The 24,744-nt window shown below is 40.5% G+C and carries 23 protein-coding genes and 2 pseudogenes; 13 read left to right on the forward strand and 12 right to left on the reverse strand.

Going from position 1 to position 24,744, the window contains the following annotated elements; all coding sequences use genetic code 11:
• Positions 1–86 precede the first annotated feature (86 nt).
• On the reverse strand, positions 87–593 hold the full coding sequence (locus F909_RS13065) for a disulfide bond formation protein B (RefSeq protein WP_005147769.1): 507 nt from the start codon (positions 591–593) through the stop codon (positions 87–89).
• 18 nt (positions 594–611) lie between these two features.
• A complete protein-coding gene (gshA, locus tag F909_RS13060; protein ID WP_005147770.1) occupies positions 612–2,186 on the reverse strand; it encodes a glutamate--cysteine ligase in 1,575 nt (524 codons plus the stop codon).
• A 268-nt stretch (positions 2,187–2,454) separates the two neighbouring features.
• Here gshA and F909_RS13055 point away from each other — a divergent pair, with 268 nt between their 5' ends.
• The 5 genes and pseudogenes from F909_RS13055 to F909_RS13040 all read left to right on the forward strand — a co-directional run bounded on the left by F909_RS13055 (position 2,455) and on the right by F909_RS13040 (position 7,802).
• On the forward strand, positions 2,455–2,994 hold the full coding sequence (locus tag F909_RS13055; RefSeq protein ID WP_005147771.1) for a DUF924 family protein: 540 nt from the start codon (positions 2,455–2,457) through the stop codon (positions 2,992–2,994).
• A gap of 36 nt (positions 2,995–3,030) precedes the next feature.
• A pseudogene (locus F909_RS0120190) lies at positions 3,031–3,588 on the forward strand (CC0125/CC1285 family lipoprotein).
• A gap of 17 nt (positions 3,589–3,605) precedes the next feature.
• A complete protein-coding gene (locus F909_RS13050) occupies positions 3,606–4,913 on the forward strand; it encodes a DUF445 domain-containing protein (RefSeq protein ID WP_005147775.1) in 1,308 nt (435 codons plus the stop codon).
• Between the two features lie 261 nt (positions 4,914–5,174).
• Positions 5,175–6,329 (forward strand): pyridoxal phosphate-dependent aminotransferase, encoded by a 1,155-nt coding sequence (locus F909_RS13045; protein ID WP_005147776.1) that lies wholly within the window; start codon positions 5,175–5,177, stop codon positions 6,327–6,329.
• Positions 6,330–6,434: 105 nt separating this feature from the next.
• Complete coding sequence (locus F909_RS13040) at positions 6,435–7,802, forward strand: MATE family efflux transporter (RefSeq protein WP_005147778.1); 1,368 nt, start codon at positions 6,435–6,437, stop codon at positions 7,800–7,802.
• A gap of 437 nt (positions 7,803–8,239) precedes the next feature.
• Here F909_RS13040 and F909_RS13035 read toward each other — a convergent pair whose 3' ends face one another.
• Positions 8,240–9,067, reverse strand: a complete 828-nt coding sequence (locus tag F909_RS13035; RefSeq protein WP_005147782.1) for an SDR family NAD(P)-dependent oxidoreductase — start codon at positions 9,065–9,067, stop codon at positions 8,240–8,242.
• Positions 9,068–9,366: 299 nt separating this feature from the next.
• Here F909_RS13035 and F909_RS13030 point away from each other — a divergent pair, with 299 nt between their 5' ends.
• The 4 genes from F909_RS13030 (at position 9,367) to F909_RS13015 (ending at position 12,945) form a co-directional block, all read left to right on the forward strand.
• The gene (locus F909_RS13030) at positions 9,367–10,044 is read left to right on the forward strand and encodes a TetR/AcrR family transcriptional regulator (protein ID WP_005147784.1); all 678 of its coding nucleotides are present in this window, start codon (positions 9,367–9,369) and stop codon (positions 10,042–10,044) included.
• A gap of 251 nt (positions 10,045–10,295) precedes the next feature.
• On the forward strand, positions 10,296–11,006 hold the full coding sequence (phoB, locus tag F909_RS13025; protein WP_005147788.1) for a phosphate regulon transcriptional regulator PhoB: 711 nt from the start codon (positions 10,296–10,298) through the stop codon (positions 11,004–11,006).
• Positions 11,007–11,015: 9 nt separating this feature from the next.
• Complete coding sequence (phoR, locus tag F909_RS13020) at positions 11,016–12,374, forward strand: phosphate regulon sensor histidine kinase PhoR (RefSeq protein WP_005147790.1); 1,359 nt, start codon at positions 11,016–11,018, stop codon at positions 12,372–12,374.
• Positions 12,375–12,477: 103 nt separating this feature from the next.
• Positions 12,478–12,945, forward strand: coding sequence for a DUF2147 domain-containing protein (locus F909_RS13015; protein WP_032877727.1), 468 nt, complete (start codon positions 12,478–12,480; stop codon positions 12,943–12,945).
• Positions 12,946–13,043: 98 nt separating this feature from the next.
• Here F909_RS13015 and F909_RS13010 read toward each other — a convergent pair whose 3' ends face one another.
• Positions 13,044–13,496 carry a PACE efflux transporter gene (locus tag F909_RS13010; RefSeq protein ID WP_005147795.1) on the reverse strand — a complete coding sequence of 151 codons (453 nt, stop codon included), beginning with the start codon at positions 13,494–13,496 and terminating at the stop codon, positions 13,044–13,046.
• A gap of 94 nt (positions 13,497–13,590) precedes the next feature.
• Here F909_RS13010 and F909_RS13005 point away from each other — a divergent pair, with 94 nt between their 5' ends.
• Entirely contained in the window at positions 13,591–14,484 is an 894-nt protein-coding gene (locus F909_RS13005; RefSeq protein WP_005147797.1) for a LysR family transcriptional regulator, read from the forward strand.
• Between the two features lie 264 nt (positions 14,485–14,748).
• Here the strand turns inward: F909_RS13005 and F909_RS21650 are convergent, their stop codons facing one another.
• Complete coding sequence (locus F909_RS21650) at positions 14,749–14,874, reverse strand: hypothetical protein (protein ID WP_005147800.1); 126 nt, start codon at positions 14,872–14,874, stop codon at positions 14,749–14,751.
• A gap of 96 nt (positions 14,875–14,970) precedes the next feature.
• Here F909_RS21650 and F909_RS13000 point away from each other — a divergent pair, with 96 nt between their 5' ends.
• Positions 14,971–15,888: a LysR family transcriptional regulator gene (locus F909_RS13000; RefSeq protein ID WP_005147802.1), complete on the forward strand. Its 918-nt coding sequence runs from the start codon at positions 14,971–14,973 to the stop codon at positions 15,886–15,888.
• A 240-nt stretch (positions 15,889–16,128) separates the two neighbouring features.
• On the opposite strand, the pseudogene F909_RS0120195 reads toward F909_RS13000, so the two are convergent.
• A pseudogene (locus tag F909_RS0120195) lies at positions 16,129–16,437 on the reverse strand (PhzF family phenazine biosynthesis protein); the annotation flags it as partial.
• Positions 16,438–16,642: 205 nt separating this feature from the next.
• Here F909_RS0120195 and F909_RS12995 point away from each other — a divergent pair.
• Positions 16,643–17,248, forward strand: a complete 606-nt coding sequence (locus tag F909_RS12995; RefSeq protein WP_005147804.1) for a LysE family translocator — start codon at positions 16,643–16,645, stop codon at positions 17,246–17,248.
• Here F909_RS12995 and F909_RS12990 read toward each other — a convergent pair.
• The 6 genes from F909_RS12990 to F909_RS12965 form a co-directional block, all read right to left on the reverse strand.
• The gene (locus tag F909_RS12990; protein WP_005147805.1) at positions 17,229–18,125 is read right to left on the reverse strand and encodes a LysR family transcriptional regulator; all 897 of its coding nucleotides are present in this window, start codon (positions 18,123–18,125) and stop codon (positions 17,229–17,231) included. The genes F909_RS12995 and F909_RS12990 overlap by 20 nt on opposite strands.
• A 355-nt stretch (positions 18,126–18,480) precedes the next feature.
• Positions 18,481–19,332 carry an archaetidylserine decarboxylase gene (asd, locus tag F909_RS12985; protein WP_005147806.1) on the reverse strand — a complete coding sequence of 284 codons (852 nt, stop codon included), beginning with the start codon at positions 19,330–19,332 and terminating at the stop codon, positions 18,481–18,483.
• Positions 19,329–20,177: a sulfurtransferase gene (locus F909_RS12980; RefSeq protein ID WP_005147811.1), complete on the reverse strand. Its 849-nt coding sequence runs from the start codon at positions 20,175–20,177 to the stop codon at positions 19,329–19,331. Before F909_RS12980 ends, asd begins: the two co-directional genes overlap by 4 nt.
• Before the next feature lie 424 nt (positions 20,178–20,601).
• A complete protein-coding gene (gene pncB, locus F909_RS12975) occupies positions 20,602–21,825 on the reverse strand; it encodes a nicotinate phosphoribosyltransferase (protein WP_005147813.1) in 1,224 nt (407 codons plus the stop codon).
• A 140-nt stretch (positions 21,826–21,965) separates the two neighbouring features.
• Positions 21,966–22,451, reverse strand: a complete 486-nt coding sequence (locus tag F909_RS12970) for an ankyrin repeat domain-containing protein (RefSeq protein ID WP_005147814.1) — start codon at positions 22,449–22,451, stop codon at positions 21,966–21,968.
• Between the two features lie 126 nt (positions 22,452–22,577).
• Positions 22,578–24,101 (reverse strand): catalase, encoded by a 1,524-nt coding sequence (locus F909_RS12965; RefSeq protein ID WP_005147815.1) that lies wholly within the window; start codon positions 24,099–24,101, stop codon positions 22,578–22,580.
• A 196-nt stretch (positions 24,102–24,297) separates the two neighbouring features.
• Here F909_RS12965 and dtd point away from each other — a divergent pair, with 196 nt between their 5' ends.
• A complete protein-coding gene (dtd, locus tag F909_RS12960) occupies positions 24,298–24,738 on the forward strand; it encodes a D-aminoacyl-tRNA deacylase (protein WP_005147823.1) in 441 nt (146 codons plus the stop codon).
• Positions 24,739–24,744 lie beyond the last annotated feature (6 nt).

Raw genomic sequence — 24,744 nt, forward strand, 5'->3', positions numbered from 1 at the left:
ATGCTTATTATTTTTAATTTTAATAAATAAAAACCCGAAACATACATCCATATTTCGGGTTCTAAAATATTATGAAAACTGTTCCATTATTTTTGAGAGCTATTGTAGTTTCTAAACAGCTGCCATAAGCAAATCAATAAAATCAAACTAAAATAAACGAGAGACCAAACTGGCAATGATTGTCCGAGGAAAGTCCAATCTACCGCGGCACATTCGCCTGAACCCGAAAGTACTTCTTGCAGTACGGTTTTCATCGGTAATGCATCGACCAAATAATCTAAACCAGGTCCACAGCTTGGGACTTTATCTGGTGGTAAACTTTGCAACCAGACATGACGTGCCGCCACACCAACTGACCAGCCAATCGATAAAGTCGCTAAAAAGGCATAAAAACGTTTAAATGCATTAGAAACTGGGTTATGGATAAATGCAATGAGCGCAATGAGCCCCATTCCAATTAAGCCCAGGCGTTGGAAAATACATAATGGACAAGGATCTAAACCTTGCACATGCTCTAAATACAACGCAAATGAGATACCAATGATGCTGGTCAGTACCAGTAATGCACTAACTAAGCGGTAATTCCATCGCATGGGAAGTCCTCTAAAATTTTAGCGATATTGTGCAAGATATTGTTCAAAACTCATGTCGTTATCTTGTTCAAGTTGCGCCTGTTTTTGCAACGAAGTATGCGCCAATTGTGCAAAATATTGTTTACGTTCTTCACTGAGTGGGTGTTGATCATAGTGATCGACATGTTGCTGTGCCATCACACTACCAAAATTCCATGTACCACTGTACTTTAAAGTATCGTCAATCACATGGGCAGACAGGGTGTCTTCCACATGATTTAAACGCTGTTGCATGATTTGAATCGCATCTTGATATAGCTGCGTGCCATCCATTTGATCCAACAACACAGCACAGTTCTGAATTGCATCTAAATGATCCTGCGCCCAATCCTGCAGTGATACGATATTTTGACCTACTGCAATTTTGGCATCTGCCGCACGACCACGATTAACCACTTCCGTTTGGTTATGATCAATCTGCTCTTGTTCTTCTGCAAATAAATCTGGGCTGTCTTTGAGTAAACAGTAGAAGGCCAAACTCTCAAGAAAGCCTGCCGAAATTTGATCAATACCGATCGCACTGTATGGATTCACATCGACTGCACGCAACTCTACATACCCCACACCACGATTCTTTAAAGCTTGTGAAGGTGTTTCACCTGCTTGTGGCACCTGTTTTGGGCGAACTAAGCTGTAGTATTCATTTTCAATTTGAAGTACATGATCATTAATCTGAATTGGCTCACCCTGTTCATCATTTAGGCCTAAATCGGTAAATGCTGCATAAGGTGTGTGCACGGCTTTTTGCAAACCATCCAAATAATCATGCAAATCATTGTAATGAATACCGAGTTCCTTTTGCGCTGTGTTTTGATAACCCAAACGTCCCATACGCAATGCAGTTGCTTCTGGCAGGTATAACGTGCCTTTCACCAACGGCTGTAAATGATGTTCACGACCTGTTAAAAAACAGCGACATACTGAAGGACTTGCACCCAACATATACATGACTAAAGGGATTAAACGAATAAAGTTTCGGATCAAACCAAAATAACGATGGCTACGATAATCTTGCAAACTGAGCTGTTTTAATTCTTGATTGGTCTCATGTTGCTGTAATGCTGCAAATAGTTGGTCAGGGAAAGATAAATTATAATGAACCCCTGAAATAGTCTGCATCCGGCGACCATAACGAACACCCAAACCACGGCGGTAAAGGGTTTTAAAACGACCGATATTGGAGCTACCATACTGGGCAAGTTTAATATTTTCTTCGTTATCATCTAGCATACAGGGCATAGACAACGGCCATAGGCGCTCACCCTCTTCCAACTGCTGATGTACGATACTGTGAATATCACTCAATTCATTCAGCGCAGCCGCAATGGTGCTTTGTGGGGTGGTGATAAACTCCATCAACGCTTCAGAATAATCTGTAGTGATATGTGGATGTGTTAACGCTGAACCCAAAGCTTCTGGATGATTTTTTTGTGATAAAAATCCATTGCTTTGCATGCGTAAGCTTTCACGCTCGATCCCGCGTAACATCCCCTTTAATAGCGAGGCATCTACCCAAGTTGGTATCACAGAGGAGGTAAGGCTGGGTTGATTCATATTATATGCTCGCTTGTTCAAGATCAGCCGACCAAATTCATGGTAGCGACTCCGTCGATTCTACAGACATGATGACATGCCAATCCCTTCGACTCAGCCAATTATAACGACAATTACGATCTAGTCATCTAGGGTCTGTTCACATTTCATAAATCTCTGCGACAGAAACCCCTGTTTAGTTTGGCAATTTTTATCACAATCTTGTTACATAAGACACGCTGAAATTGTGATTTTATTTAAAAATAAATGTTCCAATGGATACTCGCCCATGCAAGCGCAAGACATTCTTAATTTTTGGTTTGACCCTAGTCATCGTTCACTCTGGTTTGCCAAAAGTGATGAATTCGACACAAAAATCCGCGAATCATTTGCAGATATTCATCATCAGGCAGCCCAAGCAGAATTATGGTCGTGGCGTCAAACGCCTGAAGGTCGTTTAGCCGAAATTATTGTGCTTGATCAATTCTCGCGAAACTTATACCGAGACCAAGCACAGGCTTTTGCTTACGACAGTCTTGCACTGGCACTTTCACAAGAAGCGATTAGCTTACAGCTCGATGCGCAACTGAGCCCTGAACAGCGCTCATTCTTATATATGCCCTTTATGCACAGCGAATCTAAAAAAATACATGAATTTGCACTAAAACTGTTTCAACGTTTGGGCAATGAAATTAACCTAAACTTTGAGAAAAAGCATAAAGTGATTATTGATCGCTTTGGACGTTATCCGCATCGCAACGCAATTTTAGGGCGTATCTCCACAGCGGATGAACTAGAATTTTTAACACAACCGAATAGTAGCTTTTAAGTCGATCTCCCTCGACACTGAATATAGGAAAAGCATATGAAATCTTTATTAATATGCACACCGCTCCTTGTCGCACTGACATTTGCAGGATGTGCAACGGTTCCTTCCAAACCCAGAACCTTTGACCAACTCGGTCAATTCACCGCTTATCCGTTAAATAACAAAACTTACCGTGTCGGTTTCCAAGCCGATAATAATTTGAGTTATGGTACAGCTGAAGAAATTACCTTGCTCAAAGCAGCACAAACAACAGTAAAAAATGGTTTCCGCTATTTTAGTGTGGTGGATGATCCAAGTAATGCCCGTCATAAAGCACCACGTCAGGCTGTGATTTATCCGACACCATCGTATTACCCTTATGGCTATTACCGTCGTCATCCAGCCTTTTGGCCTGATCCATTCTAAGATACCCCACAAGTGGTCAATATTGATCCAGTTCAAGTGTCGTATACTATCGAATGTTTCAAGACTCAGCAGCAATCACCAGATGCCTTTGATGCGCAACTGATTTTGCAATCCTTAGGCCCTAAATATGGTCTGAGTCCGACAGGAGAAGTGTTGCAGCCACCTGCACCACCTCAAAACAAAAAGTAAATTAAAAGGATGGCTCAATGAGTTCAGTCGAAGAAATCCACGTCCCAAGCTTACAAAGAAGTAAATACTTCGCCACCATGGCACTGATTATTGCTGTGGTGTCATGGGTTGCTTTAATGGTCGCGGCACATTTTCTCCCTGAATATAAATGGCTCATCCATATTTTTATGCTAGGTGCAGAAGCTGGTGTGGTCGGTGGTTTAGCCGATTGGTATGCGGTAACCGTATTATTTCGCAATCCTTTCGGCAGAATACCGTTACCCAAACTGTTGCGTGATCACACCGAAATTATCCCTCGCAATAAAGCACGTATTGCCGAATCGATGGGGCGCTTTGTACAGGAAAACTTTTTATCACCACAAGTGGTTGAACGTAGTTTAGAAAATGCCGACATTAGTTTGGCGGTGGGTCAATGGTTGGCCAATCCAAAAAACAATCAACATGTGGTGCAGATGATTCAGCACACCGTGCCAAGAATTTTCGAATTTGTTAGCCAAGATCAAATTGCACACTTTGTTCAAAATAATAGTGTGCAATGGGTCAGAAGTACCAAGGTCAATAAATTGGCCAGTGAAATGCTGCGTGCTGTGCTGGAAAACGATTTCCACCAAGATGTGTTACAACGTGGATTAGATTTAGCGCATGAATGGATGGTGTCTCATCCTGAAGAAGCACGCGATTTATCACGTAAACTGTTTCAAGAGCTTGGTGTCTGGAAACTTGCCAAGGGTGCAAGCTGGATCGGTATCGATGTACAGCAACGTACCATTGACTCCTTGATTGAAAAAGTTGAATCCATGTTGGCCAATCCTGAACATCCGTGGCGTCAAGACATTGAAGCAACTACGCATTCACTGATGCTCCAACTGGCAGAAACCGACAGTGAAGCCAGTCAACGTTTGAATCGTGGCAAAGATGCGTTACTCGATAGCCCGCAAGTGTTGAACTTTATTAGTGGTGCTGTGGCGATTCTATGTGATGCCATCAAGACCGATTTAATGCAGGAAGATTCAGGCATTGCCACAAACTTACAGGCTGCGATACAACAACTGGGTGAAAGCCTGATTCAAAATGAAAAAGTTCGTCATGTATTGAATGAAAAAATGGTGGGTTTAGCCACCAATTTTAGTGAACAATACAGCGACAAGATTATTCGTTATATCAGTGAACGTATTCATGAATGGGATTCACGTGAAATGATTGCCAAAATCGAGAGCGAAGTCGGCGGTGATTTGCATATGATTCGCGTCAATGGGGTAATTGTCGGTGCTTTTATTGGTTTAGCACTGGGTGTAATTCGTGCCATTGTTGAAAATGTTTTGTAAATCAATCACGCATTAAGCGAATCTTGCGCTAAATTTCTCTTGTTAAATTTAAGTCAGAATCAGCTATCGTGATAGCGGCATGGATGCCGCCCGTAGTGCTGTGGCCTCAGGGACGGGCCATCAGCACTACAAAGGATTTTTGTTACTTTTCATCCTTGAAAAGTAAAACATGCCTATGCAAATACATATAATTCCTCACAGCATACGAGGCTGTGCAGAATCATCGTACAAAAGAAATGAGATATTAAAAAAGGACATCCAATGTTGCAACTTCAGTCAAAACTCCCAAGCCAAGGCGTTACCATCTTTAGCGTGATGACTGAACTCGCACAACGACTGAATGCACTAAACCTATCCCAAGGCTTCCCCGACTTCCCTGCTCCACCTGCGCTGCTGGAAGCCCTCAGTCAAGCCACACTGTCAGGTTATAACCAATATCCTGCTGGCGATGGTGTACTGGCATTAAGACAGCAACTGGCCGCACAATTTTTACAACGCGACCAACTACAACTTGATCCTGTCACCGAAATCACCATTACCCCAGGCGCAACCATTGCAATTTTCTGTGCGATTCAAGCCTGTATTCATGCAGATGATGAAGTGATTATCTTTGACCCAAGCTATGACAGCTATGCACCTGCGGTACAACTGGCAGGTGGGAAATCGGTTCATATCCATTTAGAAGCACCTAGCTTTCAGGTGAATTGGCAAAAGGTAAAAGACAGCATCAATGCGAAAACCCGCATGATTATTGTCAACACGCCACACAATCCTACAGGTGCCATTTGGTCTGAACAGGACTGGCGCCAACTGATTGAACTCATTCAAGATAAAAATATTGTAGTGTTGTCCGATGAAGTCTATGAACATCTGATCTTTGATGGACAAAAACACTATAGCGCACTGCAATTCCCTGAATTACGTGAGCGTAGTTTTGTGATTGGTTCTTTCGGCAAAACCTACCATGTTACAGGCTGGAAAACAGGCTACTGTGTTGCCTCACCGCAACTCATGCGTCTATTCCGTCAGATTTATCAATTTGCCAATTTCTGCGGTACCACACCTTGTCAAATTGCACTTGCCAATTATATGCAGCAACATCCTGAACATATTCAAGAGCTACCAAACTTTTACCAAGCAAAACGCGACTTATTCAATGCCCAGATTCAAAACTCACGTTTTAACTTTATCCCCTCCCAAGGCACGTATTTTCAAAACTTGGATTACAGCAACATTCGTCCTGATTTGAATGATATCGACATGTGCCAATTCCTGGCTGAACAACACAAAATCGTAGCGATTCCAATTTCAGTGTTTTATCAACAAGCACCTGAGTCCTTACGATTGATTCGATTCTGCTTTGCCAAGACTGATCAAACATTGCAACGTGCAGGTGAAATCCTCGTACAGTGTTGATCAACAAAAATAAACTGAACAATCATGACTTCAACACAACAGATACCGATAATGGTATGTTGAAGAAAACATAGACGTTTCAGGATGAAGCGTGAAGGAAATTGAATGACACCACGCCAACCTTTGGTGATGCAACCAAATCTCTGGAAAACCTTTTTTGTTTTTCTTGTTCCATTGATCGCAACCAATATTTTACAAAACCTATCGGGTACCATTAATACCATCTTTGTCGGTCAAATGATGGGTGTCGATGCGATTGCTGCCGTTTCAGTATTCTTTCCCATCCTGTTCTTTTTACTGGCCTTTGTGATTGGAATTTCTGCGGGCTCCACGGTGCTGATTGGGCAGGCATGGGGTGCACAAAATCTGGAAAAAGTCCGTGCTGTCATTGGCTCTACCGTATTTATGACCTTGATTGGCGGCAGTATTATTGCGGTATTGGGTCTGGTTTTTGCCAAACATATTCTGGAATTGCTGGGTACTGACCCTAAAGTAATGCACCTGTCCTTGCCTTATGTTCAATGGATGCTGGTCGGTAGCCCCTTGCTATTCGTTTATATCATTTACACCTCGATCTTACGTGGCGTTGGCGATAGTGTGACGCCGTTGATTGCGCTAAGCCTCACCAGCTTAATCGGTCTAGGCGTGACACCCGTGTTACTAAAAGGTTATTTTGGTTTCCCGGCTTTAGGCATTGTTGCCCCTGCGATTGCAACCATTATCGGTTATGCCGCTGTGCTAATTTTCTTAGCAATTTATCTAAACTATAAAAATCATCCACTGAAAATTGATAGTTTATTGCTGCAACATATTCGCCATGATGCTGAACTGAGTAAATTAATTTTAAAACTCGGGATTCCGACCGGCATTCAGATGGTCACTACGTCATTGGCAGGTCTGGTGATTATCGGCTTGATTAACCATTATGGGGCACATGCCACTGCAGCCTATGGTGCAGTCAATCAAGTGCTGAACTATATTCAGTTTCCAGCGCTGTCAATTTCGATTGCCGCTTCTATTTTTGCAGCACAAGCCATTGGCGCAGGTAAGCCTGAGTTATTAGCGAAAGTAACACGTACTGCTTTGGGCATGAATTTCTTATTTACAGGTAGCTTGATTACCTTAGCTTATTTGTTCTCAAAATATCTCATGGCATTGTTTATTACCGATCACAGTGTGATTGAATTGGGTCAACAACTGTTATTTATCGTGCTATGGTCGATTTTATTCTTTGGGGCAAGTGCTATTTTTGCGTCGATTATGCGTGCCAGTGGTGCGGTCAATATTCCTATGATGATCAATATTTTGACCATTCTCCTAATCGAAGTCCCTTGCGCCTACTGGTTTAGCTCACTTTGGGGCTTAACAGGCATCTGGATTGCTTACGCACTTTCCTTTGTGAGTCTATGTATATTCCAAGCGTTTTATTATCAGTTCTTCTGGAAAAAAACCAAGATCAAAGTTCTTATTTAACCTGAGTTCGAGGCTGAATATGGTACTTGTAAACGTCATCTACAACCTGAGCAAGCCAAAGCGACTAAAGCTTTGGTGAAGCGCAAGATAAACACAGTGCGTAGTTTATTATTCAAGCATAGCTTTCACCTTGCGGTACGGCAAAGATTATTAATCTTCGCTATTCGTCCCTCATGTTTTGCCCTTACGGAGCATTCGCTCCTCATGCCAAAACAAAAGTAGGTCGAGCCTGAACGAAGTTGAAATATATTTCAGCTGAAGTGCAAGACGTAGCGGCTGATCCTAAAATTGGGTGAGAACATTGTAAGATTCCACCAAGCTAATTATTTTCAATAGCTTAGAGGGTAGTCAAACCGAACTCAGATTGTTTAATATCTGCTTGTTCTGACGCAAATAAAAAAGCCATTCATACAGAATGGCTTTTTTATGATAACAACTTACATCATCTTGGTTGCAAGCGCTGCAATACGTTGATAACCCGTTGGGAATAAACGCTGGAACGAATCGACAATACGTGCATCTGTTCCAATCAATAAACGGCGTTTATCTTTCAATACGGCATTTAAAATTTGACGAGCTGCTTCTTCTGGTGGCGTACGTAGGAACTTGTCGAATTGCTTGATCGACTTGTTTGGATCCATGCCCAAGCTCTTCAAACTGTCATTCATTTTCGCTGCTTTGGCGATATTGGTACGAATCCCGCCTGGGTGTACGCAGAGTGAGCTGACACCGCCCTTCTCAATATCCAACTCTTGACGTAATGATTCGGTAAAGCCACGTACCGCAAATTTGGTTGCGTTATACGCGGATTGTGTTGGTTGCGAGGTTAAACCAAAAATACTGGAGATGTTGATGATATGGCCATCTTTGGTTTGTTTAATGAATGGCAGGAATTCTTTGGTGCCATACACCACACCCCAGAAGTTAATTCCAACGATCCACTCTAAATCTTCGTAGCTTGCACCTTCAACAGTTGAACCTAAGGCTACACCTGCATTGTTGAAGATCAAATTGACTGAACCATGATCTTGTACAGTCTCCTGTGCCCACTGTTTCACTGCATCACGATTTGAAACATCAAGTACTTTGGTGGTCACTGTGACTGGATACTGCTTCACTAATTCAACGGTTTGATTCAAGCCTTTTTCATTGATATCACTCAATGACAAATGACAGCCTTGTTTAGCCAATAAAACAGCTAATTGTTGTCCAATCCCAGAACCTGCACCAGTGATCGCTGCGACTTTATTTTTAAAATTTTTCATTGCCTATCCTTTGTATTACGAATGATCTGCACAGATTCGCCCCAATCATGTGCTGTTTAACCTGTAACCAATATAATTTTGACAATACAGGTTGTCAATATAGTACACTGGTAATTTAAGACAAATGGCAATAACCAACATCCGACATGTCATAATAGGCCTATTTACATTTATGGCCGAAGATGTTTAAAAGAGACAAGTCATATTTTCAAAATATGGTTATGCTAAGTCAGTACAACATGGTTGAAATGCAAAGATTAAGCACACGATTTAAAGACTTTTAGGGAACGGTTTTCTCAATGGCAACTCAAGATCAAGCAACACAGAAGAAAAAGAAGACTGAAGTGAAAGAGCGACAATTCAAAGGTCTCTCTTTAACTGAGCGTAAAGAAGCACGTCGTGAAAAATTAATTGAAGCAGGTATTGCAACCTACGGCACGCATGGCTTTTTCTCTGTGACGGTGAAAGATGTTTGTAATGAAGCCAAGCTGACTGAACGCTACTTTTATGAATCCTTTAAAAAAAGTGAGGAATTATTCCAAACCGTATTTTTAAAAATGATTGAAAAAATGCAAACCTGTTTAACTCAAGCTGTTCTAATGGCGGCGCCTGAACCCCAAAATATGGTGACCGCAGGTTTATCGGCTTTGTTGAGTGCAATTAAAGACGATCCGCGAATGGCGCGAATTATTTATATCGATGCCATGCTGGTTCAAGATCTGCACAATCAAGCCACCATTCAAGAAACCTTGACCCAATTTGACCGTATTATTCAAGGCTTCGTGATGATCACCATGCCCAATGCACCACAAAGTACAGAAGAAGTCTCGCTCATGGCGACAGGCTTAAATGGCTATGTGACACATATTATTATCCGTTGGGTCTCAGAAGGCTTCAAACAGCCCTTAGAAGATGTTTTATCCGCCTGCTGTGCTGTCTTTTTGTCATTTATTCAAACGACATCGCAAAAAAATTAAAATCGTTTTACAGTTTTGTGACAAATAAAGCTGTTAAACTTCGCTTCAGTTAAGCAAATGAATTCATTTGCTTTCTTGATAAAAAATTTGTCATCATTTAGTCACCGCACTGCCCTACAATTGTCACAATTTATTGCTAAATTCGACTTTATTAACTCTTTTGCAATGATATTGTCATAATTAATCTTTGTAATAAGCCTGTCATAACAACAAAACGGTTAAACCGTTACGGATTTTAAGGGTATTGCGCTGTGAAAGATGACTATATTTTAATTGTTGATGATGAGCTACCGATCCGCGAAATGATCCATACCTCTTTGGATATGGCAGGCTTCCAATGTTTACAAGCAGAGGATGCCAAACAAGCGCATCAGATTATTGTCGACCAGCGTCCTGCTCTTATTTTGCTGGATTGGATGCTTCCAGGTGGTGTGAGTGGTGTAGACTTATGCCGTCGCCTCAAACGTGATGAAAATTTGGCAGAAATTCCTGTCATTATGCTGACAGCCCGTGGCGAAGAAGACCATAAAGTACAAGGTCTTGATGCGGGTGCAGATGATTACATGACTAAACCATTTTCAACGCGTGAACTGGTATCTCGTATTAAAGCCGTTTTACGTCGTGCCAATGCACTTAGCGGCGAAAAAGTGATTGATGCCAATGGCTTAATGCTTGATCCTGTCAGTCAGCGTGTCAGCTTTGGCAACAGTATTTTAGAGATGGGTCCAACCGAGTATCGTTTATTGGCCTTCTTTATGACTCACCCAGAACGTGCCTATACACGTGCTCAATTACTGGACCAAGTATGGGGTGGCAATGTCTATATCGAAGACCGTACCATTGACGTACACATCCGTCGTTTACGCAAAGTGTTAGAGCCTTTTGGTGTCGACCGTTTTGTACAAACCGTTCGTGGCACAGGTTATCGCTTCTCGACACGAGCAGATTTAGCAGTAGGTTAAAAATCCTTTATGTATGAACCTTATCCCGTCCCTGAACTGGCACGTGAACACCAACGTTTTCGTTACAGCAGTTTGTGGACCTTTGCAAAACAAGATTTAAGACTGTTACTTTTTTTCTTATTGATTGCGAGCTTAGTCGGATTCGGGGTTGGTTACTTCTGGAGCTGTATTTTTGTTGCCTTTGTGCTGTTCTTCATGCTACAGCTCCGCTCGCTTTATCTGGTTAATGAATGGATTTCCAATCGCCCTTATGATGTCCCCCCAAATCTGAATGGGATCTGGGGTGCATTACTGTTCAATGTCTACCGTGCACAGCGGCAAGAACGTATTGTTCAAGCCGAAATGGTGGGCTTGATTGACCGTGCACAATCCTCTTTGGTGGCGCTGGCGGAAGCCGTTGTTTTAATTGATGATCAACATCAAATCGAATGGTGGAATCCCGCAGCAGAAAAACTGCTAGGCATTAGTCCTTTGGATCGAGGCCGCAACTTACTTTCGATTTTGCGCCAACCCAGTTTTATTGAATATTTTAACCATAGCGATCAAGCGCCAGATGGCATCCGTCTACAAGCACAGATGGATGAAGAACGTTATGTACAAGTCAAACTCACCCGTTTTGGTGGTGAAAGCCGTTTGCTCGTGGCCTATGACACGACTCGCGTACATAACCTCGAACAAATGCGTAAAGACTTTGTCGATAATATTTCCCATGAGCTACGCACACCACTCACCGTACTCAGCGGATATATTGAAACCTTTATTGATCAAGATGATATTACCCCGCGTTGGAAACGTGCTTTCACGCAAATGCAGTCACAAACCAAACGTATGAATGCTTTGGTCAATGATCTATTGTTATTGTCCAATTTAGAAAATAATAAAAAAGTAGCAAAAAATCAGATCATTGATATGGCAAATCTGATGAATCAAATCTTTGACGATGCACGAGCCTACAATCTGGATTATGGTCATACTTTAAACTTGGATATTGATAGTCATTGTGACCTAATTGGTTCTGACATCGAAATTGCCAGTGCATTCAGCAACTTAATTACCAATGCAATTAAGTACACGCCCGCTGGTGGCATCATTACCATTGGCTGGCATGAAGATGGTGACCATGCTTACTTTACTGTACAAGACAATGGAATCGGGATTAATCCAAAACATTTGCCACGCTTAACCGAACGTTTCTACCGAGTCGATAGCGCACGTAGCCGTCAAACTGGTGGTACAGGATTAGGTCTGGCGATTGTGAAGCATGTACTCATGCAACACGGCGCACATTTAGAAATTACCTCTAAAGAAAATGAAGGCTCGACCTTCACCGCAGTATTCCCGAAAGAACGCTTATATCGCATGATTTAAAAATGATAGGGAACTGCCAAGTTCCCTAAAATATGATGTGATTATTCCACTAAAACAATAAAATAAGATGTTGTTTATTTTCCATATCTTAGATGTACCCCTCATGACTCATACACCTTTTTTCCGCGCTTGTGTCCTGTTACTTGGACTGAGTGCTCCTTTGGCTATTCACGCTGCACCGACTGATCCTCTAATTGGTACATGGAAAGTGGTGGATGAACGCACTGGCACTTATCTCTCTGATATTGTGATTCGAAGACATTCTGCGACCGAGCAATACAGTGCAGTGATTGTTAAAATGTATCCTTCAGCGAAGGAGGCGGCCCCGACCTTATGTACTGCATGCTCAGGGACGTTAAAGAATCAACCCATTATCGGAATGGAAGTATTAACAGGTTTGAAAATGCTGAGCCAAAATGAAGAATTTGGACAAGGTGTATGGATCAATCCCTATGATGGCTATAAGTACAGCTTGAATGCGCGTTTAAGTAAGACTGGCAAAATGCTCAGCATTAATGCAAAAAATCCAAGTAATAATAGCTTTCGTAATATGACCTGGATCCGATTGTAAATAGGTCGATTTCATCGATAAAAATAAATCAAAAATCACATAAAAAAGAGTGTATTAACATACACTCTTTTTTATCAGTTCAATCAAGCTGTCCGCGATCAAACACTGTTTTTAGCATTCAGCGCTGTTGGTTCCACCAGATGGCTCGGCAAACCAAAAATATGATCGAAAAAATAATTATAAACAAAGGTATAACATGGGATTAGCACCATCAAACTAAAATCGAGTAAGAACGCTTTAAGTAAACTAATCTGCATCCACCATGCAATCAAGGGAATCAAAATCGTCACCAAGACAATTTGAAAGCCAATGGCATGCGCTACACGTCTGAGTACAGTTCGTTTTTTGGAAACTTGGGTTTTTTCCCATATTTCGAATGCATAGTTATAAAAGAAATTGACCGTCACTGCGATAACTGCAATCAAAATCGACAAAGGTCCTGTATGACTGATGGTCGTGCCCGAAAGCACCGCCAATACCATCGCGCAGATAAAAAAGCTCAAAACTTCATAGAAAAATACGTAAGTGACTCTTCTCTTGGTTCCTTGCATAACCACACCTTAAAATCAATAATGAGTGGATTTTACGCTTAAATTTTGATAAAAAAAGTCAATCGTCATCAGATTTACTGACAAGGGATTTTCCATGAAACTCAGTAGTGAACAGTTAGAACTGATTCTTGAAATTATTGATCGTGGTAATTTCTCTGCAGCAGCACGTGCCTTAAATCGAGTACCTTCAGCAGTGAGTATGGCAATAGCCAACCTAGAAGCAGAATTGAATTTACAATTATTTGAACGCAGCAAAAATCACCTCGCCCCAACCGAGGTTGCACTCTCGATCGAACCACATGCTCGACTGATCGTAACCAAACTGCGTCAACTTGAAATGCATCTGACCGAGCTTTCAACAGGATTGGAGACCAGCCTCTCGATTGGTATCGCTGCCGATGTGAACCAGAAATTTTTATTAGCGGGCATTAAGCAGTTAATTCAACATTATCCACTACTCAATATTGAGATGGTCAGCGCACCACAACAAGAACTCAAAACACGCTTGCACAATAATGAAATCGATCTGTATATCGCCTATAGCTCATCGCAACTGGATAGCAATGAACGTTTCCGCTTACTGCGAATGGAGCAATTTGTTGCAGCAGTTTCCCTCAAAGATGCACAGCAACTCAAAGCGCATAATAAAAATGAGCTCACCATGCTGTCTGAACTCAGACAAATTATTGTGGCCAGTAAGCATTATCCACTGCCTGACAGTCGGGTACTGGTGTCGGATTCCTGCTGGTATAGCGATAGTTTATCGATGGCGATTGATATGGTTGAGAAAGGGCTAGGCTGGGGTAATTTTCCCCTTTCCGTTGTACAAGAACATTTTGCGAAACAACGGCTGGTGCGCCTAGCCTTTCTCGATACCACCAATGGACTGGATATGCCGATTCATGCCATTTGGCCGAGCTATAAACCATTGAGCAAATCCATGCAGTTGTTGATTGAACTGTGGCAAAAGCAAACCGATAGCAAATAAAAAAGCCCGACATCCAAGTCGGGCTTTTTCGTATTCCTTTCACTAGGTACAACTCCTGTCATACCTCACGTCCTGATGCTGAAACTTATCATTCTTGTTTTATGTTTTGGAACTTCCTGTTCCTGATGAGTCCATATTAGGCAATTCGACTGAGGCTGAAAATGGGTCATTGCCCCTAATCGCTGTAAGAAAAAGCGTACACTGCTGAGCTTTCTCATCCTTTAAAAAGTCAGTTATTATATGGAACTGGGTACGGAAAACTTATCAATCTCCCAATAAATCAATAGTCTGCTCTTTCGTCATCACACCCATATACTGATCGTAGCTTTGTGCCAGTAAACAAATCACTACAGCAGCAATCAAGGTCAACATCTTATTTCTCATGGTCATCTTTAGCTACCTGAATCAAGGGTCTATAAAAAAGGTATAAGATTTCTTCCATCTAATCTAATATAGAAAAAATAAGCACTGATCTAATTTTGAGATATGTGGACATTCAAACAATTCAATTATCTAATCACGATTGTGGAAACTGGGGGCTTTATTGCTGCCTCGGAAAAGCTATTTATTGCTCAATCAGCACTCAGCAGACAAATTAAAAATTTAGAAGAAGAATTAGGCTTTGAGATTTTTGATCGTTCAGAGAAGAAAATAAAACTTACGGTTGCTGGTGAAGCACTGTATAAAAGTTTAAAAACCAATATTGATCATTTAAAAAGTTCAATTGTCAGCGCCCAAAGTATTAGTCGGGGTGAAGGTCGGATTATTAAGATTGCCCACTCCAGCAGTATTGTACTTGATCAAAACAAACTCGAAATTTTTGAGCAGTTATGTGATAGCCATAGCATTGATATTGAAATGAATACCTTATCATCTGAGTTACAACTCGAATATTTATTGAATGGCACGATTGATCTGGGTTTTATCCGACCACCGATTTATCATAACTTGAATGACGTGAATGCCATCAGTTTATATATCGCACCTTTATACGTCGCTGCGCATATTTCAGACCCATTTTTAAGTGAAAAAGAAAGTATATCGATTCGTGAATTGGAGTCACTGAATTTTGTTTCTGTGCCGCATAAAGCACGTGGTGGCTTGAGCTATTTGGCCGCCAATTTATGTTTAGTTAACGGCTTTAGTCCAAAAAGAACCAGAATCTATTCAAGAAAAAGATCTCAACTTGAGCTGGTTGCCAATGGTTTTGGAATTTGTATCGTGCCTGAAGAATTTAAAGTCATCCTCCCCAGTAATGTTCGACTCATTCCTCTTCAAGATGAAAATACACTCAGCGAAGTGAAACTCATCTGGAAAAAGGATGATGACCCCATTATCAACAGCTGCGCAGAGGCTATTCATGCCTATTACAGTGCCAAGCAGACGAACTTAAGAAATTACTGAGTTTTAGCTCAAATGAAAAAAGCCCGACATCCAAGTCGGGCTTTTTCGTATTCCTTTCACTAGATACAACTCCTGTCATATCTCACATCCTGATGCCTAAACTTATCGTTTTTGTTTTATGTTTTGGAACTTCCTGTTCCTGATGAGTTCATATTAGGCAATTCCAATGAATCTGGAAATGGGACATTGCCCTGAATTGATGTAAGCAAAAACGTACATGGTTTTTTAGTTTATAAGTTAAATGAAAATTTCACCTAAGTGCGCAACGTGAAAGACCACTGTCTCAATTTCAGGCTGATTTCTAAAAATAATAAAACTGGTCGCTAGCGTGCCATACCCACAAAACTGTACTTCGTTGACAGGTGAAAACCATTTAAGTTCATAATTTTGATCATTAATTTTTCTTGCAAAACTGGTCTCAGACAAATTATTTTCTAATGCAATATTTTGCATTACACGCTCATCTAACTACTGCTCTAGCAACACAACCTCAGCTGGGTTTACTTTAAATAACTGATCACTAAATGCATCGACTTGGTAAATTTTCATTTTTGTTATGACTTTAATTTTTCAATAAGATACTCAATTATCAAAATTCATAATGTAAATTTTTGATAAATAAAATGCATTCCCTGCTATCTTTTAGCTTTAACCTCTAAAAAATCAAAATCTGCTTTTGATAAAACCTGACTAATCTTATTTAAACTATACTGTATTATCTTATTTTAAGATTAATTTCAAAAAGACCAAAATAATGCAACTCTCTATTATTTTAAGTATGTTTATTTTCTCATTCAGCATGTCCATTTCCCCTGGGCCAATCAACATCACCATTCTCTCATCAAGTTTAATTCATGGTTTTAGAAAAACATTTCCCTTTATCTCAGGAGCAACTATTGGCTTTACGCTGTTATTAATATTCTTAGGTTTTGGTTTTAACCAAATAATTAGTCACTATCCTTTTTTCTTCACATTAATCGAATGTATCGGCATTTTATTTATTTTCTATATTGGTCAAAAGATTATCTTTTCAACACCAAGAGTTGATGTCTCAAACAATATTTCTCTTACTAACTTTATGGATGGATTTCTCTTACAATGGCTTAATCCCAAAGCATGGATTGCCTGTCTCTCTGGTATCTCTTTATTTTCTTCACCCGAAAGTTATCATCCATTGCTTCTATTTATTGTGATTTACTTTATCACTTGCTACATCTGTTTAATTCTGTGGGGGATTTCTGGACAGACATTAGCCAAAGTATTAACTCGCCCACATCAGATAAAAATTATGAATACTGCCATGGGAGGATCTTTAATCATGTTATCGATCTATATGCTGATCAAACTATTTTGGGGTTAAAGGATTCATATATTTTTTCAATTAAGGCATGCGCAATTCCATTGATTGGAATATTGGCTGGCCAAACCGCATATACACTCAAAGGTTCAAGTTTCCACTCTGGTAAAACCTCCACAATGTTCTGTTGCTCAATATCTGCTTGGATTAACTCATCAGGAGGTGCTGCCAATCCTGCATTTAATTTTGCCAATCGATACGCGGCTTCAACATTATTCACATAAATATGAGGCTGATAGAAAATTTCGACTTCTTCTCCTGTATGTTGATGCCGCAATATTCTCTTATTTTTTCTCATACTCAAACCAATCCATTTCATCTTGATTAGATCTTGAGGATGAGTAATGGGTTGATGTTGGCTTAAAAATTCAGGTGTTGCAACGATACTTCGGGCTAAAGGAAATAGATAACGAGCTTTAAATGAACTATCTGGAAGCTCACCAATTCGAACAGCAATATCCACATTCTCAGCGATCAAATCGATCCGACTATCATCACAGTTGATATGTACAGTTAAGTCCTTGTGTGTTGCACAAAATGTCGTGATACATTGCATCAACTCACTGTGGATAAAAACTGCTGGAATAGAAATATGCAACTGTGTCTTTCTAAGAATAGAACGTTGCTTAAAATCTGAAATACCTAATTCATAGGTTTCCAACATGACTTGGGCAGTATCTAAAAGTTTTTGTCCGTCATAGGTTAAGGTCATTTTCCGTGTATTTCGATAAAATAAAGCACATTCCAAATTATTTTCTAACTTGGCTAAATGCAGACTGACAGTTGCTGTAGATAAGCCTAATGCTTTAGCACCTTTTGAAATTGAGCCAAACTCAGCAATTTTTGCAAAAATAATTAAATACCTTATATCTTCAATCATATTTTTGATCTACCGAAGATGAGTCCATAAATAAGAATCAAAATTAATCAGAAATGGTTATGTATCTTTTATAACGTATAAAAAAACCTAAAATTGATAATGCGCCTGAAAAACACAATATAGTATAAAAATAGTGATATTGATCAATGGTCGATCCAGAAAATAATTATTTAGTATTGTTGCAAAAGTAAGCATTCCTAAAAACTCAAAAAAGAAAATTTTAGTATTAAAGATTTCATCATTATTTTCCTTAATTTTAAATTATCTAAGACTATTTCACGTAATACAAAATATATAAGATTTAAACTATAAATAAAAAGCCCCAATTTTGGAGCTTTTTAAAATCACATCTAAATTAAAGCGAATGACCTAAACGCTCACCCATGACCACAGTTGAATTGGCTTTAAATTGTTCTTCCCAAACCATTTTATCTTTTTCAAATAAAACCACAGCAGTTGAACCTAAATAGAAGCGACCTAATTCTGCACCTTTATCCAATTTCATTTGATGATGCTGCAATTCAACTTTGCCAGATGGTTTTACTTTGCCTGTAGCAACCGTTTCAATACCAGCCACAATCATTGCACCAACCAGAACCACTGCCATACGACCGAGTTCAGTATCAAATAAACACACCATACGTTCATTACGTGCAAACAAACCTGGTACATTTTCAGCTGTGGTTTGGTTAACTGAGAATAACTCACCTGGAATATATAAAGTTTCAGTTAAAGTGCCCGCCAAAGGCATATGTACACGATGATAATCTTTTGGTGATAAATAAACGGTCGCAAATTGGCCATCTTGGAATGGTTTTGCCAGTTGCGGATCGCCAATCAATTTCTCTACTGAAAAGCTTTGGCCTTTGGCTTGGAAAATATCACCTGCTTCGATTTTACCGAGCTGTGAAATCGCACCATCCGCAGGACACACGATACTATCCGCTTGCTCATCGATACCACGTACACCATCTTTTAATGCACGGGTAAAAAACTCATTAAATGACTTATATTGCAGTGCATTGCTTTGTGCTGCAATACTCATATCAATTCCGTATTTTGCTTTGAATGCTTGAATAACAGCAGTTTTTACCAAAAGATTTTCACTTGCGGCAACCTTACCAACGACACGGCTCAATTGATGTTGCGGCACAAGATTCTGTGCTTTGATAAATAATTGTTTTTTTAAATCTGCTGCAAAACTCAAGACGGTGACTCCCCTGAAATAATAGGACTATCGAGGCGATTGCCCCATTCACTCCACGCACCATCGTAGGCCCTAACTTGCCAGTTGAGCAATCTTGCCAAAATATACGCCAAGCCAGAACGGTGATGAGACTGACAGTACACCACCACAGGTTGTTGTAAATTAAAGCCTAATTGTTCTAAACGTTGTTGTGTGCGTTCAAGCGGGTGTAATTTTAGATGATTTTCACGGTTTAGGGCAGTACTCCATTCAAAATGCAGTGCATTTGGGATGTGACCGCCGCGTCGTGCAGCCAAGCGTAAGCCCGTATATTCCTCATTGGTACGGCAGTCCCAGAGCTGAATATTGTCTTGTTCGACATGTTGTAACAATTCATGATATTCAATGCGGTGCTGCTGCACAGTGTCTAAATCAATCTGAAAAAGATCAGCAACAGGTTTGACCGTGTCGACTTCAGCAGTGGTGGGCAAACCTGCTCCCAACCAGCCATGAATGCCACCATTAATCAAACTGGTACGGTTAAAACCAAGGCAATGTAAATTCCAGATTAAACGTCCAGCCCACGCTCCACCTTCATCGTCATAAACGACGACATGATGTTGAGGTGAAATATTTAACTTCTCAATTAAAGCCTGCAAGCCTGTCAAATCAGGCAATACCCCATTGGCTTGTTCTTGTTGTGCAACCAAGTATTTAGGCTGTAAATGAATCGCATGAGGAATATGCAGTTGTTCATATACCGAAGCTCGGCTTAAATCGACAATACGAATCAACTCACTGCCTAAATACGGCACCAGTTGTTCAGGTTCAATCAGTAAACCCAGTTTAAAATCTACGTCAGTCATGGTTATGCTGTTTTATCATCCGCATTGGGGATGATATTAACATAGCCGACTTTTTATCTTTGTCTGATTTTTTGCATTCGTTTAGCAGAAAAGGAGATATAGGGAAATTAAATCATCGAATTTGATTACAGAGTCTTACTGAGCTCTCACCCTATTTCGGGATAAGCCACTACGTCTTGCACTTCAGTTGAAATATATTTCAACTTTGTTCAGGCTCGACCTACTTTTGTTTCGACATGAGGAGCGAATGCTCCGTAAGGGCAAAACCTGAGGGACGAATAGCGAAGATTAATAATCTTTGCCGTACCGCAAGGTGAAAGCTATGCTTGAATAATAAACCGCGCCCTTCGTTTATTTTGCGCTTCACCAAAGCTTTAGTCGCTTTGGCTTGTGCAGGTTGTGGATGACGTTTACGCGTATCGAATTAAAGGTATAGAGTCTCGCTTGTTTCCTCAATCTCAAACACCTGACGTAAATACGCCAAGAACGTATCATTATCCGTCATGGTCTTACCTGGACTATCCGAAATCTTCGCTACGGATTGACGATTACACTCCACCAATTTCAACACAATATTCAATGGTTTCTGCCCCATATCATTGGTCAAATTGGTGCCGATACCAAAACTCACTTGGAAACGATCTTTAAAATACTGATGCAATGACCACGCCTTGTCTAAATTCAAACCATCACTAAAGGTCAACATTTTGGTCTTGGTATCAATTTTTAATTTCCGATAATGTGCGAAAGCCTTATCACCCCACTCATACGGATCACCACTGTCATGACGCAAACCATCAAACAGCTTGGCAAAATACAAATCAAAATCACGTAAGAAGGCATCCATCCCCACCACATCGGTCAAGGCAATCCCTAAATCTCCGCGATACTCTTGTACCCATGCTTCAAGTGCTGCTTTTTGGAAATTACGCAATCGCACATCAAGTGCCTGAAACGCTTGCAAGAATTCATGTGCCATCGTTCCAATTGGACTAATTCCCAATTGCTTCGCCAATAACACATTACTGGTGCCTCGGAATACTTTAGGTGCAGCGGCATGAAATGCTTGTACTACATGTTTTTGCCACTCAAAACTATAGCGACGACGAGTGCCAAAATCAGATACTAAAAATGGTGGATCATTTTCTTGTTGTTCTTGCTCATATTGTTGCAACTGCATCAACTTTTGCTGCAATCGGCACTCGCCTTCTACCCAGACATCATCATTGCGGATACGACGGAAATACAATTCATTGACGATCGCCAAGACAAAAATCTCAAACATCATCGCCTGAACCATTGGGCCTTCAATGCGGATATCCAAACGTCCTGCATCATCAATACTGGCTTGAATAAAACGACGCTTCAGCTGGAATAATTCCAGATAATCAACGAAATCACTTTTGATAAAACGCAATGAACGCAGGTACTGTAATTCATCTTCTGCAAAACGCAGTTCACACAGCAAATCCAACTGCTGATTTAAATCATCCAAAATTTCAACCAATGGATAAGCCGTATCTTCTAAATTACGACAGCGGAATAAATAAACACTATGCGTTTGCGGAAACTGATGTAACACCACCTGTAACATGGTGAATTTATATAAGTCGGTATCAAGTAATGATTGAATAATTGGTGTAGACATGACTGACTTGGATCTATTCTCGTTTAAGCATTAAAGCATACTTTTACGCAGAAATGAGTCTGTCTACGACGATGGATATTTCCTTATCAACAATCTTGTTTAGAGTCTTTTTAAATTCAAATATTTAAACAGAGGCAAGCTTATTTCGATAGCGAAGGTTGAATCTCTTTTAAACGTTGCTTTTGTCCAAACTGAATCGCGAATTGTTCTGTGGTGAGCTGTCCCGTTTTTTCCGCATGAAGGTCGCAATCCACCTGACGCAACTGTTTGGCAATACTCCATTCGGCTTTCACAATCGCACCCATCAGTGCCGTATGCCCCCGTTTGTCTCGAAGACAACGATTCGCATGATGCTGTAGCAATATTTTTACTGCATCTTTTTGCCCATAGTAACTCGCCATCATCAATGCGCTATAACCAGAATGATCTTGAATATCAATCGGAAATCCGTGCTCTAAAAACTCTTGCAAGACTTCGACATTACCCACTTTGGCTGCGGAGAAAAACAACTCAATTACTTCTTCGGAACCATTGCCCTGTTCAGATGGTATTGCCGCATGAACAGAAACCAAGAAATTGCTACAGATCATACTGATTATAAAAAATACCGAGCGTAAATGGAGCATGGAATATCCTTAAAAATCTGAAATGAGTGCCTGTAACACTCACCCTAGGTGCAGGAAAGGCTATTGAGGTTACAGGACTTTCTGGGGGTAACATTCAGGCACCTGTTACCACATCAACAAAACGTTTTATTGATCTTTCAGTTGAGCTGCTTTGCTTTGCACATTGCTCAGATTCACGTTTAGTGCTTTGGCAAGACGTGTTCCATAATCAGTATCCGCCTTATAGAAGTAAGACACCATAATGGTCTTGGTTTCGATATCTTTGACTGCACCTAAGTCAGCAGCAAGGTTGCGGATTAAGTCATTTTTCTCGACAACTGAATAACTACGGTATAATTCTCCCGCTTGCTTGAATGGCTGCTGTTTCTGAATCGCTTGTTGTAAAACCGTTCCTTGTAGAGGTGTCGCGACGGCTTTGGCAATCTCAGTAGACGGCTTTGGTTCAATCGTACTTGGCTCATAATTCACATGAGACTCCGTTTGTCCCATATTCATAAAGCCTTCCTGATTATTGTTATTCACTGCAACACGAGGACGATTGACTGGAATTTGCTGGTGATTGGCACCTAACCGATACAACTGTGTATCTGAATAAGAGAAGATACGACCTTGTAATAAACGGTCTTCTGAGGGTTCAATTCCAGGAATTAAGTTCCCAGGCGCAAATGCCGATTGTTCTGTTTCTTGAAAGAAATTTTTCGGCATACGATTGAGGGTCAAGGTTCCGACCTTCGTTTCCGGCACCAGATCATTCGGCCAGATTTTGGTCGCATCTAATGGATTGAAATCAAATTTATCCACGTCTTTTGGATCTAGTACCTGAATATACAAATCCCATTTTGGATAATTGCCTGCATAGACATTTTTATACATGTCATTGGTCAAATGATTCCAGTCACGCCCTTGTACTTCGCGAACCTGATCTAAATTCAGGCCTTTGACCCCTTGTTTCGAACGCCAGTTAAATTTGACGTACTTATATTCGCCCTTGTCGTTATAGAGCTTGAAAGCATGTACGCCAAAACCATCCAAAGTACGATAGCTTTCAGGTGTGCCCAAGTTTGAATAGACATAGGTCAACATATTGATTGACCAAGGTTGAGTCTTTAAAAAATCAAAAATTCGGTTTGGATCTTGAACATTGGTGACTGGATTCGGCTTCATGGCATGTACAAAATCAGGAAACTTGATTGCATCGCGAATAAAGAACACAGGTAGATTATTCCCTACCAAGTCCCAGTTACCTTGCTGTGTATAGAACTTTACCGCAAAACCATGTGGATCACGTGCAGTTTCAGGCGAACCTTTAGGATGAATCACTGTTGAAAATCGAACAAAAACAGGCGTGGTTGTGCCTGCTTTAAACATGGAAGCAACCGTTAGATCTGAAAGGTCTTTGGTGGCAATGAAGTCACCATAAATACCTGTACCACGGGCATGTACAACACGCTCAGGAATACGTTCACGGCCAAAGCGTTGTAATTTTTGGATCAACTGGACGTCTTGCAATAAGGTTGCACCATTTGCCCCAGCCGTCATGGAGTTTTGGTTGTCACCAACAGGTGCACCATTGTCTTTTGTTAAAGGTGCTGCATACGCTGTGCTGAGCGTTGCAGCGATAATTGTAAATAAAAAAGTTCGCTTAAACATGCTGTTCAATCCAAAAATCAAAATACCTTTCCTGCATAGCGACTATACAAAGATTCTATCAATAGATAAAAAAGATAATTTTAATAAAATAAATCGAAAAATAAGATCAAAGACAACCAAGTTCCGTGCTGAGGTCGATGCTGAACGAGCAAATCTGTTAGACTGCTGGCCTGATTCAATACTGATCTTCATTTTTATGCGCGCATTAATTCAACGTGTCCTCGAAGCCAAAGTTGTGGTTGAAGGGCAAACCACTGGCGAAATTCGACACGGCTTATTGGTATTTTTAGGTCTAGGTAAGGAAGACACCTTAGAGAAAGGCCAAAAGCTGATTGATAAGATTTTGAAGTATCGTATTTTTGATGATGAACAAGGTAAAATGGGCTGGAATGTTAGCCAAGCGAATGGCGGCATTTTATTGGTTTCACAATTTACTTTAATGGCACACACCCAGAAAGGGTTACGTCCTGACTTTGGGCCAGCGATGCCACCAGCCGAAGCCAAAGCACTTTATGAACAGCTAGTGGAATATGCCCGCCAACAATTTAATAATGTGCAAACAGGTATTTTTGCAGCAGATATGAAAGTTCATTTAATTAATGATGGACCAGTGACCTTTAATCTGGACATTGAATAATTTGAA

The organism is Acinetobacter sp. ANC 3929, assembly GCF_000369405.1.
Lineage (GTDB): Bacteria > Pseudomonadota > Gammaproteobacteria > Pseudomonadales > Moraxellaceae > Acinetobacter.